The sequence below is a fragment of the Pirellula sp. SH-Sr6A genome (assembly GCF_001610875.1).
GTDB lineage: Bacteria > Planctomycetota > Planctomycetia > Pirellulales > Pirellulaceae > JBKCUI01.
Window position 1 is genome coordinate 3,468,762 of the sequence record NZ_CP011272.1, and the last position, 13,753, is coordinate 3,482,514.

A 13,753-nucleotide genomic window follows, 5' to 3' on the forward strand; every position below is an offset into this window, starting at 1 on the left:
ATCTAACTTCGAAGTTTGCCGACGGCCAAGGTCACGTTTTGTCCACCGAAGCCGAAGCTGTTGTTCAAGGCAACTTGGATCTTCGCTGGGCGTGCGACATTGGGGACGTAATCGAGATCGCAGTCTGGATCTGGCGTTTCTTGGTTGATGGTCGGCGGCAATATGCCATCGCGAATCGCCATCAAGCAGACAATCATTTCGGTGACGCCTGCCGCGGCGATCAGGTGTCCCATCATGCTCTTGGTGCTGGAGACAGGGATCTTTTTAGCGTAATCACCAAACACTCCTTTGCAAGCAAGCGTTTCGGTTCGGTCATTCACCGAAGTGCTCGTTCCGTGCGCGTTGACGTAACCGATCTCCTCAATGTTGAGCTTGGCATCCGCGATGGCTTGCCGCATGCATCCGATCGCTCCGCGACCTTCGGGGTGGATATCGGTGATACGGTACGCATCGGCGGTGCTTCCGTAACCAAGGATCTCACCAAATATTTCCGCTCCCCGTTTGCGAGCGTGTTCGTATTCTTCCAGGATGACGATGGCCGCTCCCTCACCCAGCACGAAGCCGTCGCGCTCTTTGTCGAAGGGACGAGATGCTTTCTCCGGTGCATCATTTCGTTGCGACAAAGTCGTGAGCAGGCTAAAGCCGGTCAGCCCAAAGGGGTGAATCATGCTGTGCGCTCCCCCGGCGATCATGGCATCCGCGTCTCCACTGCGGATCAACTCTGTGGCTTCCCCGACGGCTTGGCTGCTCGCGGCGCACGCGGTCAGACAGTTGGAGTTGGGACCTTGAGCATTGAAGAGGGCGGCCAAATGGGCGGCCGGCATGTTGGGTTCTTGCTCCAATTCCGCTTTGGTGTCGAGAACTTCTCGTCCCTTGCGCAGGAATGCGGCGAGATCAAAGGGACCGTTTTGAACGGCCGCTGCCATCATGGTGGTGAAATTGTGGAAGTCCTGATTCCCTTCCCCAGCGCCCATATAAACCCCGAGGCGAGTGGGATCCAAACCGGAGTCGAGGATGCCGGATTGGCGGATCGCCTGATGGGCGGCGCCGATGGCGAATCGCGTATGGCGGCCGCGGTGACTCCACACCTGGGGATCTTCGCCGCATCGACTGACGTCCCACGCCTTCACCTCCGCTGCAATGGTGGTGGGGTAGCCTGTCGGGTCGAACAAGGAAATTTTGCCGACCCCGCTTTGGCTCTCTTTCAAGGCGGACCACACAGTGGTCACGTCATGACCGAGAGGATTGATCATCCCAATCCCTGTAACGACAACGCGTCGACGCATTAAACTATCACTCCAAAAATGCAGAAGGAACTGGGCTGGGCTGGAAAGGATCTAATCAGCCGATCGGGCGAATGCTTTTGCCGCCTCTTTCTCCGCCTCGATCATATGGGCTGGAGGTCCTATTCTATTGCCGTTCTGGTCGACAGCAACGTCGAACATTTTCAGAATGCGAAGTGTTCGGAGCAGATCTTCCGGGGGGAATAGCGCGGACTCCCCAAATCGCTCATCCAGAAATGCAAACCAAAGTTCCAGTTCCGCGATGATTTCACCTCCGACTCGAATCGTCCCTTCGATAATCGCACCCGTCGGTTGCTTATCTTGGATGACGGCCTCGAAGTGGATTTGGTCGCCGGGCACGACCAAGCGGTGGAACACGGCTTTCGAAACCTTAGCGAGAACCGTTTTCGTTCTGAATCCACCAGGCTCCGATACCAATAGCCCACCCGTCTGCGCCATCCCCTCTATCATGAGCGAATGGGGGTAGTGCGGATGGCCTGGCTGGTAATCGTCCAGCGGCTCCTCACCAAAGGAAATGTTCTTGATCGCGCAAGCCCGCTTGTCGCGCACGAACTCTGTAAACCGGTCGATCCAAAACCAACGCATCGGCGACCTTACGCTGCAACCTTGGATTCGACGTATCGGCACAGATCGCTGACGGTCAGCAAATTACCGAAGTCTTGGACGCGAGGATTTTGCTCGAACTTGGAAAGGTCGGCCCAAGCCATCCGCTTCTTGAGTTCGGCGAGACCCGATGCGGTCACCTTGCCGTCTTGAACATATTGACTGTCGGTGAGAATGTCCTTGGGGAAAAGATCTTCCGTTGCGATCTTGATCCCAAACGCCTTCTCAAGCTTGAAAACGATATCGAGGAAGTCGATCGATTCCGCTCCCAAATCTCCCACCAATGTCGCGTCTTCGGTCACTTCGGAATCATCGACTCCGAGCGCATCGGTCAGCGCGGCCTGGACTTTGGTAAAGACTTCTTCACTCACTGGCATTTCAATGATTCCTCGAACCTTTGGTCGAAATATGGGACAAGGCTCAGCGCGTTGTCCGAACGGTGGAAAAGGCGAACAGGTTATGCTTTATCGCCAAAATCGAAGCATTTAGATAACGTTTTTAGCCATTGTTGGCTAGCCCCATGCAGGTTTTTCTCGATTTGCGTCGCGTCGGAAATACGAATTCCAAGCCACTCGAACATCCGGATCGAATCCCTCGGACTAGGCCAAGATGCTGGGCAAAACAGGTGCTTTGCCCCCCAGCAGATCGATCATTTCCTCCCCAAACGGGGTGTCCGTCCAATCTAACTGTGTCAAAGCGGCACGAACTTGATCCCACTGGTCGGTTACCGCGAGGGATTCGTCGACGAATAGGATCGGCTGGCGACCCACTCGAACCAATCCGCCCCGGACCCCTCGAAGCCACTCTCGACGAATCTGAATTCCTTCCTCGAGGGCGATTGCAAGCACTCGCTCTAGCTTGTCTACCGTTCCCTGCATTTCGCAAACCTCCCAAGCTCGCATTTGGTTAGGAGACCCGAGCCGCTCCCATGCGACTTTGCCGGAAAAGCTCCAACTAAGCCTCCAGGTCGACTTTCCTTCGGGACGATAATCATTCTTCGTGCGTGTCGCCAGATCGAACCGACTACTCTTTCTTTGCGAAACTCAATGCAAAATCAAGAGCTCTCCACCACCGCCCCCCTGCCAGCTTCTTCGACGCAGCGCCACGAGGATGCTTCGTCTGCGATTTGGCTCGAGGAACTGCAATCGCGTCTCATGCAAGTCGAGCGATTGGCGGCCGTCGGGGAACTGACGAGCACCACCACGCACGAGTTCAACAACCTGCTCATGACCATCATCAACTACGCGAAGATGGGATTGCGTTACAAAGATGAGCCGACTCGCGAAAAGGCGTTTACTCGGATCCTGGACGCAGCCAACCGAGGTGCCAAAATCACGTCCACCGTCCTCGGCCTCTCGCGCAGTCGCCCCAACGACCTAGAGCTTTGCCAACTCGGGCAACTCGTCGAAGACACGTTGGTCCTTCTCGAACGCGAGATGCAGAAGTACCGCATCTATGTCGAGATGCAATTGGACGAGGTACCTCCCGTCTTCGCGTCTCCAAGCCAAATCCAGCGTCTGCTGCTGAATCTGCTCACCAATGCCAGGCAAGCGATCGGCGAGAACGGAACGATCCGTATCAAGCTAGCTTTGGACAAGAAAACGAACTCGGTCGCGTTGACAATCCGCGACTCCGGCTGCGGGATTCCACCTGAACAACTGCCGAGAATTTTCGAAGCCTTTTACACCACCAAAAAAGGCCCCGATGAAACGGGCAAAGGGGGAACAGGGCTGGGGCTGAGTGTCTGCCGCGAGATCGTGGAGAACCACAAAGGTCGCATCCGGGTAGAAAGCACCGTCGGGAAGGGGACCGCTTTCTCCATCCGCATTCCGGTCGCGGAAACGACGCCGGAAATGGACGCTCCGCAAGGTTTCAGCGAAGCCTATGGCGCCGAGGCTTAGGCGAGAATCTCTTTCACGATTCTCGCTGGCTCGACTCCCGTCAATTTCAAATCCAACCCTTGGTTCTTAAAGGTGAATCGCTCGTGGTCGACGCCGAGCAGATGGAGAACCGTGGCGTGGAAATCGCGGATGTGAACGGGATCCTTCACAATGTTGTACGAAAAGTCGTCGGTCTCACCGTAAATCATCCCCGGCTTGATCCCTCCACCCGCCATCCACATGGTGAAGCAGCGAGGATGGTGATCCCGTCCATAGTTGTCTTTGGTGAGTCCACCTTGCGAATAAATGGTTCGACCAAATTCTCCGCCCCAAATGAGGAGGGTCGAATCGAGCAATCCCCGGGCCTTGAGATCGGTGATCAATCCGTAGGTGGCGCGATCGACATCTTTGCACTGCGACGGTAAACGTTTCGCTACATTCCCGTGGTGATCCCAGTTGTTCAAGTAGACTTGAACGAATCGTACGTCGCGTTCGACCATGCGCCGAGCGAGAAGAACGGTGTTGGCATAGGTGCCCGGCTTCTTGGCGTCTTCACCATACAGCTCAAACGTGCTCTCGGGCTCGTTCGCGATGCTGGTTAGTTCCGGGACGCTCGACTGCATGCGGAACGCAAGTTCGTACTGTTGGATACGGGTATGGATTTCCGGATCGCCCACAGCTCGAAAATTCATTTCGTTGAGCTGCTTCAATCCGTCCAAGGTTTTGCGGCGGACATCCATCGGCACACCGGCCGGATTGTTGATGTAGAGGATCGGGTCGCCGGACGAACGGAAGCTCACTCCCGCATGCTCTCCAGGCAGTACCCCCGATGACCATAGCCGCGCCGAGATGGCTTGGATCTGCTCGGTATTGCTAGGTTGTGCCACCAACACGACGAACGTGGGTAGGTTGTTGTTCATCGAACCCAAGCCGTAGGAAACCCAAGCTCCCATGCAGGGGCGGCCAGTGACCATGTTGCCGGTTTGCATGTAGGTGATGGCGGGCTCATGGTTGATGGCCTCGGTGTGCATGGATCGCACGAAGCACATATCGTCGACCACTTTCGCCGTCTCGGGGAGTAGCTCCGAAACCCACATGCCAGACTGTCCGTACTGCGCGAACTTGTATTTGGAAGGAGCGATGGGAAAGCGGGACTGTCCGCTCGTCATCGTCGTCAACCGTTGTCCATTGCGAATGGACTCGGGCAAGTCTTTGTCGTACCAATCATTCATCTGAGGTTTGTAGTCGAAGAGATCCATCTGCGACGGACCACCGACCATGTGCATATAGATGACCCGTTTCGCTTTGGGGGCGAAGTGGGGGAGCATCGGCAATCCACCCGTCACGGGAGCATCCTCCCCGAACGATTGGCCGACCGGGAGCCCTAGCGATGCGAGCGCTGCGAGTCCCACCGCATTGCCGCCTCGTCGAAAAAATTGGCGTCGCGTTTCGCTGCGAACGTATTCCTCAAACAGCGGATGAATCATGGTTCAGGTTCGATCGTAAAAGTAGGGTTCGTGTCGACGTCTCAGCATGTGTTGGATTCGATGGATCCAATCACTTGGTGATCACTTCGTCCAAGTTCATCAGTTCATTGCAAAGCATGGTCCAAGCCGCTAACTCCGCGGGGGGCACCGACTCCTCGTTCTTCGATTCGCCCACCTGCAGCAACTGGGTGGCTAGCTCCGAATTGGTCTGGTAGAAGCTCAAGAGTTCTTGATAGCTGCCCTGGACCACTTGCACCTCTTCGGCTCGAAGCGGTCGGCCAACCAGCCGCTCGGCAATCCATTGAACGCGTGACGAGACCTCCGCGCCGGCCCCTGGCTCTTTCAAGACCTTGTTGGCCAGGACGCGGGCTGCTTCCACAAACTGCGTGTCATTCAACGTAACGAGCGCTTGAAGGGGAGTGTTGGTTCGTTCTCGTCGGATCGTACATACCTCGCGAGCGGTCGCATTGAACACTTCCATATTGGCGGGTGGCGCGGCTCGTTTGAGGAATGTGTAGATGCTTCTTCGATACAAACCCTCCCCTTTGTCTGCCACATAGTTTCGCGTGTTGCTCTCCGGCATGGCGACCGCTTCCCATACTCCCGGGGGTTGATAGGGCTTCACGCTCGGACCACCGATCTTCGACACGAGCAGTCCGCTCGTCGCCAAGGCGGTGTCGCGGATCATCTCGGCATCCATTCGGAATCGAGGCCCGCGAGCGAGCAGTTTGTTGGAAGGATCCCGAGCCAGTTTTTCAGGAGAAACGCTGGCGGTTTGGCGATAGGTCGAACTCGTGACGATCAACCGGAAGTAGTTCCTGATGTTCCAGCCGTCTTCTTGGAAGTGGACGGCCAAGTAATCGAGGAGTTCCGGATGGGTGGGGAGCTGCCCGGTGATGCCAAAGTCCCCAGCGGAGGGGACCAAGCCGTTTCCGAAGACTTCTTGCCAAAAACGATTCACGGTGACCCTCGCGGTCAGCGGATGATCGGGCTGCAGCAGCCATTTCGCAAAACCCAAACGGTTCTTAGGCAGTCCCTCCGCCATCGGTGGCAACACGGCCGGGACTGCCGGTTGGACTTCGGTTCCCCGTTTGTCGTAATCTCCCCGGGTCAGCACATGAGCCATGGGAGCCGAGTCCGCTTCGTGCATGACGTGAGCGATGGTTCCTCGCTGCCGAATGGCATTTTGCTCGGCGACCAATTGGTTGCGCTCGTTGTTGAGTCGAATCGATTCTTCGTCGCGCGTGGCCAAGTAATGGCTGAAGAGTTCTTCCCTCTCGGCATCCGATCGCTCGGACTTGGCCAGTAAGAAATCTCGCCGCGACTTCGATTTCAACTCGGCGATCGCGTCCGCCGGAACGACCGAACGATAGATTCGAATGTCCTGGATGACAGCCTTATCCGCAGGCGCGCTGGTATGGCGGCGTCCGATCGTGAGGGGGACTTCGGTGCGCGTGGTCGCAGTGAGTGTCTTGGATTGAATGGTGCGATCGACTTCATTTCCGTTGATGAAGATCTTTAGTCCTTCGATTTTCGAGGAGCCATCGTAGCTCACTGCGACGTGGCTCCATCGGTTGGCCGGGAGCTTCGGTTTGGAGACCGCTTTAAGGGCGTCCTCGGGCCACTTGTGGATCAAATGCATCCCCACGGTGCCGTTTTCCATCCAGATATCCCAGCCTCGATGGCCGTTGGCCTCATCCATCCGGGCGATCAACGAACCATTTTGGTTATTGGTTGGCTTGACCCATAACGCGACCGTAAACGGTTGATCTCGTTCCAAGTCCCCCACTGGCAGGGATGGAAAGACATCCCGCACTTCCCACGCTTTGGGGCCGATGTAACCTGCGGCGAGAGCGGCCTCTTGGCTCAGGGGCGTCCGTCGGTAGACACCTTGGTGAACGCTCTCGATCCATCGCGCCTCGGAAGCCACAAAGGGGATATGGGTCTCAGGGGCACCGGGTGCGCCGGGGGATGGCCAAGCCAATTCGGCGCTTGTAGCAGGATCGGTCAAATACTTTTCAAAAGGCTCTTTGGCGGCTTCTTTTCTCGCTTGGATGCTTTCATTGGATTTGGCGATCAAGCCTTCGAGTTCGGCAGCGCGAGGGCGGTCCTCGGCCAGTGGGACGGGACGATCGGAGGTGTGTCCTTGATATTGCCATCGCGGACCGCCTGCGTGGTGTTGTTGAAAAACGCCGCCATTTGGTAGAACTCCGCCTGGCTGATCGGATCGAATTTGTGATCGTGGCAAACGGCGCATCCGACGGTGAGTCCCAACCAAACTTGACCAGTCGTCTCCACCCGGTCTCGCGTGTAGAGCACTCGGTATTCCTCATCGATGATTCCACCTTCGTTGGTGGTGATGTTGCAGCGGTTGAATCCGGTCGCGATGCGTTGGTCCAAATCTGCATTGGGGAGAAGATCCCCGGCCAGCTGCTCGATGGTGAATTGGTCGAAAGGCAGGTTTCGATTGAAGGCGTTGATCACCCACTCGCGGTAGGACCACATCTCGCGGAAGTTGTCGAAGTGAATACCGTGCGTGTCGGCGTACCGCGCGTAGTCAAGCCAATAGCGACCGCGGTGCTCGCCCCATTCGGGACGTTTGAGCAGTTGATCGACGTAGTTCTCGTACCGATCGGGGCTGGGGTCCTCCAGCACCGCTTTGATCTCTTCGGGGGTCGGAGGAAGGCCGGTTAAGTCATAGCAGACGCGACGAATGAGCGATCGCATGTCCGCTTCCGGCGAAGGCTCCATGCCGCGGCGTTCCAATTCGGCCAGGATGAAGCGATCGATTGGGTTGCGCACCCAGCCGCCGTTTCGCACGTGGGGAAGCTCTGGCTTCTTCGGAGGAATGAATGCCCAGTGGCTCTGGTACTCGGCACCTTCGGAAATCCACTGACGAATCAGTTCCTTTTGCTTCTCGGTCAGCGACTTGTGGGACTCTGGCGGAGGCATGACCGAATCGGCATCGGTGGAGATGATCCGCTTCCATAGCTCGCTCTCCTCGGCCGACTGAGGGACGAGAGCCCCCCCTGCGATGGCTTGGTCGCGGACGTCCAGTCGCAAGTCCGCAGCGCGTTTGTTGGCATCCGGGCCGTGGCAGGCAAAGCAGTTCTCGGTGAGGATCGGTCGGATATCCCGATTGTATTGAACCATCCCCTCGGCGAGAGAGGCGACCGAGAGAAGGGGTATCCAGAGCAACCCAATCACCCAACTCGAGGCCTTAGATGAAACGAAGTGATGGAGCATAAGTCGTCATCGGTTGAACAAGATGAAGCCCAGCGCCCCTTCCAGGTTCGGTGAAAGGTTCGAAAGGGACGGAGCGAGGCGATCGGGGACAGGAAGGATAGGTGGGGACGGCTCGGCCGATAGGATTTCGATCGAAAACGCCAATCTCCATTCTACAACGAAAATGCCGAAAGCAAGCTAGAACTTCGGTGGGAAGGGGGGAACAGTCGGCCCAGAGCCTCGGGACAACTGCCCTGAGGACTCGGAATCGACTAGAATGATGGTTTTCCCCCCACACCACGCTGGTCCATGATCTCGATCGTCGTCCCCCTGCTGAACGAGCAAGACTCCCTCGTAGAACTGGTCGAGCGCATCGACGCCTCGATCCAAAGCCATCAACTGGGTTCCTATGAAATCCTATTCGTCGACGACGGTTCCACCGATCGATCTTGGGAGGTGATCCAGGAAATCGCCGCGAAAAAAACTTCCGTTCGCGCCATTCGGTTCCGTAGAAACTTTGGCAAAGCTGCCGCATTGAACGCCGGATTTCAGCGGGCGACAGGGGATTACGTCATCACCATGGATGCGGATTTGCAAGACGACCCAGCCGAGATTCCTCGCCTCTTGAAAAAACTCGAGGAAGGATTCGATGTGGTGAGCGGTTGGAAGCAAACGCGGTATGACCCGTGGCACAAGCGATATCCGTCCCTCGTATTCAATGGAATCCTGCGAGCGGCGACCAAGCTCCATTTGCATGATTTCAACTGCGGACTCAAAGCCTATCGCCGCGAAGTCCTCTCCGAAGTCCAAATGTATGGCGAGATGCACCGCTTTATCCCTGTTCTCGCCAATTCGCGCGGCTACCGCGTCGCGGAGCTTGCGGTGCAGCACCATCCTCGCGTGCATGGCGTCTCGAAATACGGCGTTTCGCGCATCCTTAAAGGTTTCTTGGATCTCTTCACGGTTGTGTTCCTCACTCGGTTTCGCTATCGACCGCAGCATGTTCTCGGGGGCATCGGGTTGTTCGCATGCGGGCTTTCCGTGGCAATTTTTGTCATGCTCTGTTCGCTTTGGGTTTTGACGCGCGCCTTCAGCGATTCGAGTCCATTTCATCTCACGCAGACTCCGCTCTTTTATCTCTCGATGATCTTGTTCATCGCGGGTTTGCAGTTTTTGAGCACTGGCCTGTTGGCCGAACTCGTCGTCGCCAATTCGGCGCATCGCAATCCTCCGTTTTCGATTCGGGATAGTATCGGCGAGTCGACTCCAACCAACTCGTGACCTAGGAGCCTGAACGATGTCGAATTCGACAACCAGCCCAGAATCTCCTGCCCCTCAAGTCACTACGTTTCGATCTCCGATTCGGGCCGGAGTCGCCGTTCTCTTGATCTTGATCGGATTGGGACAGATCAGCGGCAGGATCTTCTCGATCAACGCGGTGAACATGCTGAGCCTGGAGCAAGTCCTCCGGAACGATTTGCTCGACGAGTTGAAGTATCTCGCGGTCGTCGCTCGAGAGGAATCCAACGCTGAGGATCTCGCGATTTACGAGGAAACATTGCGACGCGAGTTTCGATTCGATCCAAAGGTGCTTGAGGGAGATGCCGCCGCCAAAGCTGCAAAGGCGTCCAAAGAGAAGGCCCCTCGCAAATGGCCCATTCAATCGAGACGCGATAACTGGGATTCCCGCCAAAAGACGATCACCACGGAAGCTCTCGTGAAGAAGGTCGTCGGGGAAACCAAGTATCGTCAAGAGGATCTTGTGGCGGAATTGCGCTGGCTGGCGCTCGAGGCGCTCGAATCGAACAAGCCCGAAGATCTCGCCGTCTATCTGCGAGCGCTGGAGAATCTAAACCCAGTGCCATCGAACGATCAAGTCGTATCGACCGTGGTTCCGCTTACCGAAGAACAACTCCGTGCCCCGGAGATCGCCGAATCGATTCGCGCCGTCAAACAACAGGCAAAACACCACTGGCCTATCGAGCTGCGGAAACGCGACGCCCAGCGAATCGCTGAACTTTACAGCACCCAAGCGATCGTGGATATGGTGCTCAAAGAAACCAATAAACAACGTCCGTTCCTCAGCGGGAACGATCGAAGCCGTTGGCTTACGGTTCGCTCTCTTGTCGAGCATGGAACCTTTGAAGTCAACTCGATTCTCGAATACGAACCGGCCTGGGATTCGGTCGATATCGTCAGCCATATGAATGCTCAGGGAGAGCAAAAACTCTATTCGAGCAAACCACCCCTGCAAGCCACGTTGATCGCAGCCCCGTACTGGGTTTTGCACAAGATGACTGGCTGGACCCTAGGGGACCACCCGTTTGAGCTTGGGCGCATCCTTTTGTTCATCGTGAACGTTGTCCCTTTGGGAATCGGCTGGTGGTGTTGCGCTCGTCTGCTGGATGCTTGGTGCGATGAGGATCTTACGTTCGTCGTCATCATGGCGGGGATCTGCTTCGCGACTCTCCTTTCAACGTTTCATGTGGCGATTAACAATCACACTTGGGGGGCGATCAGCGCGGCGGCCGCGAGCTGGTACGCATCGAAATGTTGGCGAGGAAGTCAAGCGTGGAGCGATTTTGCTTGGGTGGGATTCTGGAGCGCATTCACGTTCGCCTGCGAGCTGCCTGCGGCTAGTTTGGTTGGAATGTTTGGACTTTTGTTATTGTGGCGCGCCCCCCAGCTAACGCTTCTCGTGGGCACACCCGCGGTGGTCTTGGTATTGTTCGCGTATTTCGGAACCAACTATGTGGCGCACGGAAGATGGAGTCCCCCTTATTCGTTTGGAGCGGGTGACGTGAACACCGCCGATAGCAAGACAAAAGAGAATTGGTACGACTACGACTTCATTCGTCTTTTCGATGGGAAGAAAGTCGACAGTTATTGGCGACGACCGGACAACCCGTTGGACCTGGGGGAAAAGGATCTGGGCAAATACGTCTTTCACGCAACCCTGGGGCACCATGGCATTCTCTCGCTTACCCCATTGCTCGCGCTCGCCATCCCAGGACTTTTGGTGACCTGCTGGAGCGCGCGCCGCGACCAACAGCTTTGGGGGATATCGCTGCTCGCCGTCAGCGCAGCGTGCATCGTGTTCTATTTGTTCATGCTCGATACGCGGCAAAGGAACTATGGAGGGACGACGTCAGCGTTTCGGCAATTGCTCTGGCTGCACCCACTTTGGCTGATCGCGTCCGCACCGGTCGCGAGTCGACTGTTGCAAAGAAAATGGGGAATCGCATTGGTCGGTGCGCTCGGATTTCTGTCCGCTCTCGCAGCGACCTACCCCCATTGGAACCCATGGTCGCAGACTTGGATCTGGAATTGGATGCAATGGAACGGCATTCCACCGATCTAGCCAGCTAAGTCTCGTCTAGACGGTGAAGTCTCGTCTAGACGGTGAAGTCTCGTCTAGACGGTGAAGTCTCGTCTAGACGGTGAAGTCTCGTCTAGACGGTGAGGTCGAGGTTGTTCCCATTGCGGAACCAAGGCGTTCGGGTGGGCGGGGTTTGCGGATCGCGATGCCCCTCGTTGATTCGATTCGATTGCATCGCAGCATAACGACTTTCTAGCGTTTGCCACCGCTGATTCTCACCTTGGCGATCCGATCGATCTTCCATCCCCGACGAGTCGCCCCCTACCTCGGCGCGAATTTCTACTTCGAATCGCTCGACTTCAAACCCTTGGGCTGCCAACTGATCCTTCAACGCTTGCGCATTCTGAACCAAAGCATCGCGAGCGACAGTGGTTTCCACCTCTAGTTTGGCGAAGACCTGCATCGACTCGATGCGAAGGGTCATTTGGAGCGTGCCCAGCTCCGGTGGGTGGAGCCGCAATCGAACTTGCCCTCCCCCCTCGCTTAGCTGCTCAAATCCTCGCATGACCCGCTGTACCAGCTTGCTCTCCTGATAGGGAGTCAGCGGACCTCGCACCGAGGAAGCTCCCGCCTGGGACCTCTCACTGGACCCCACTCGTTGTCCGTCGTTGGTTGAACTAAAAGATGCACCCAATGTGGATGCGGGGTCGAAGCCATTCGAGGCCGTTGTTCCTGCAGCGGTCGCGGCGGTCGAGTCGACCGAGGAGGGAGTGGTGATTGCAGGTGGTACCACCATCTGAGGACTGGAGGAGGTGATGCCAGCTGCGGATGCCTCGGTAAAACCCGCGGTGACGACTTCGGTGGGGATATTGGCTAATCCACTCCACGACGCGTCGGATGGGAGCGCGAGAGTCGTCGTGCCATCGGACACTCGCGATGCGGACCCTTCGGAATCGGACTGAGATTCCGAGGCGCTCGCCTCGGACGGATCCAGTTCGTCCCTTCCCGAACGCTTGTCTCGTTCCAGGCGATCAGCACGACGGTTCTTGGGGTTGGTATCCGATTCCCGCAGCTCCATCGTGGGGAAGGTCTCTTCCTCCGTCGCGCCTTTCCAATCCGAAGACAGTTGCACTCCTTCGTCATCGGGAGCCTTGTCGGCTATTGCAGAAAGTTGCGCCGAAGTGTCTTCCGCGGAGGCGGAGGGTTTGGAATCCTCCCTTTGGCGCTTCGGTCGTGGGCGTCCCTCGTTCTCGACCATGGTCTGCGTCGATGACCACTCCGAAAGCGTGGGTTCGGCATCCTCCATGGTTACCGTGGGTGGGGCGTTGGACGGTTCGGTCGTAGGCGATTTCGGATCGGTATCGACGGGCGTCGGTTGTTGTTCGGCGGATTCGGTTTCGTCCGAAAGGGGTGCTGGAGAGGGCGTTACGGAGCGATGGGCTTGGTTTGTCTCTCTCTGGGTAGCAACGGGTTGTTCGGTGCTTGGGAGCGGCGAGCGATCTTGTTCGTCCTGTTTGGAATTGGCAGCAACGAGTTCTCGGTCTCCCTCGGAGGGGCTATCCGACTCAGCAGGGGCGTTTTCAGGGGCGCGGCAGGAGGTGGGGTTGCACAGAAGCGGATAGGAGTCCGAGAGCGTGGGCTGGCTCTCTACCGGTTCTTCCTCGTCGGAGGTGTCGGATGGCTCCGATTGTTTTTCGTTGGCTGTCGGGCTGGAATCGGAAATGGGTTGCCCAGATTGGGGGGATTCGACAGCGGAAGTGGAGGGATCTACCGGTTCGGAGGAGCGGGCTGGAAAGAAATCCAAGCTCAGGAGCTCTTCTTGGAACCGTTTGGCCGAGACGTCGGAGCCGAAACGTTTACGCGATGGGAGCGAAATCGGAGGGGTGATGGATGAGGAATGAACGCGTTCGGATTCGGCCATGGATTTATCCCTCC

11 protein-coding genes are annotated in these 13,753 nt (G+C 56.8%); 3 read left to right on the forward strand and 8 right to left on the reverse strand.

What is annotated here, in order from left to right:
* Positions 1–2 precede the first annotated feature (2 nt).
* From VN12_RS13415 to VN12_RS13430, 4 genes are all read right to left on the reverse strand, one after another.
* Entirely contained in the window at positions 3–1,286 is a 1,284-nt protein-coding gene (locus VN12_RS13415) for a beta-ketoacyl-[acyl-carrier-protein] synthase family protein (protein WP_146677318.1), read from the reverse strand.
* A gap of 51 nt (positions 1,287–1,337) precedes the next feature.
* Complete coding sequence (locus VN12_RS13420) at positions 1,338–1,889, reverse strand: 3-hydroxyacyl-ACP dehydratase FabZ family protein (protein ID WP_146677319.1); 552 nt, start codon at positions 1,887–1,889, stop codon at positions 1,338–1,340.
* An 8-nt stretch (positions 1,890–1,897) separates the two neighbouring features.
* Positions 1,898–2,284, reverse strand: a complete 387-nt coding sequence (locus VN12_RS13425; RefSeq protein ID WP_146677320.1) for an acyl carrier protein — start codon at positions 2,282–2,284, stop codon at positions 1,898–1,900.
* Between the two features lie 222 nt (positions 2,285–2,506).
* Complete coding sequence (locus tag VN12_RS13430; RefSeq protein WP_146677321.1) at positions 2,507–2,785, reverse strand: hypothetical protein; 279 nt, start codon at positions 2,783–2,785, stop codon at positions 2,507–2,509.
* A gap of 168 nt (positions 2,786–2,953) precedes the next feature.
* On the opposite strand from VN12_RS13430, the gene VN12_RS13435 reads away from it, so the two are divergent.
* Entirely contained in the window at positions 2,954–3,808 is an 855-nt protein-coding gene (locus VN12_RS13435) for a sensor histidine kinase (protein WP_146677322.1), read from the forward strand.
* On the opposite strand, the gene VN12_RS13440 is transcribed toward VN12_RS13435, so the two are convergent.
* The 3 genes from VN12_RS13440 to VN12_RS26475 all read right to left on the reverse strand — a co-directional run bounded on the left by VN12_RS13440 (position 3,805) and on the right by VN12_RS26475 (position 8,520).
* Complete coding sequence (locus VN12_RS13440; RefSeq protein ID WP_146677323.1) at positions 3,805–5,274, reverse strand: DUF1501 domain-containing protein; 1,470 nt, start codon at positions 5,272–5,274, stop codon at positions 3,805–3,807. The genes VN12_RS13435 and VN12_RS13440 overlap by 4 nt on opposite strands.
* Before the next feature lie 70 nt (positions 5,275–5,344).
* On the reverse strand, positions 5,345–7,204 hold the full coding sequence (locus VN12_RS13445; RefSeq protein ID WP_240491432.1) for a DUF1553 domain-containing protein: 1,860 nt from the start codon (positions 7,202–7,204) through the stop codon (positions 5,345–5,347).
* 146 nt (positions 7,205–7,350) lie between these two features.
* Positions 7,351–8,520, reverse strand: a complete 1,170-nt coding sequence (locus VN12_RS26475) for a DUF1549 domain-containing protein (RefSeq protein ID WP_240491135.1) — start codon at positions 8,518–8,520, stop codon at positions 7,351–7,353.
* Positions 8,521–8,808: 288 nt separating this feature from the next.
* Here VN12_RS26475 and VN12_RS13450 point away from each other — a divergent pair, with 288 nt between their 5' ends.
* Positions 8,809–9,780, forward strand: coding sequence for a glycosyltransferase family 2 protein (locus VN12_RS13450; protein ID WP_146677324.1), 972 nt, complete (start codon positions 8,809–8,811; stop codon positions 9,778–9,780).
* Positions 9,781–9,796: 16 nt separating this feature from the next.
* Positions 9,797–11,860 (forward strand): hypothetical protein, encoded by a 2,064-nt coding sequence (locus tag VN12_RS13455; RefSeq protein ID WP_146677325.1) that lies wholly within the window; start codon positions 9,797–9,799, stop codon positions 11,858–11,860.
* A gap of 91 nt (positions 11,861–11,951) precedes the next feature.
* Here the strand turns inward: VN12_RS13455 and VN12_RS13460 are convergent, their stop codons facing one another.
* A complete protein-coding gene (locus VN12_RS13460) occupies positions 11,952–13,739 on the reverse strand; it encodes a flagellar hook-length control protein FliK (protein WP_146677326.1) in 1,788 nt (595 codons plus the stop codon).
* Between the last annotated feature and the right edge of the window lie 14 nt (positions 13,740–13,753).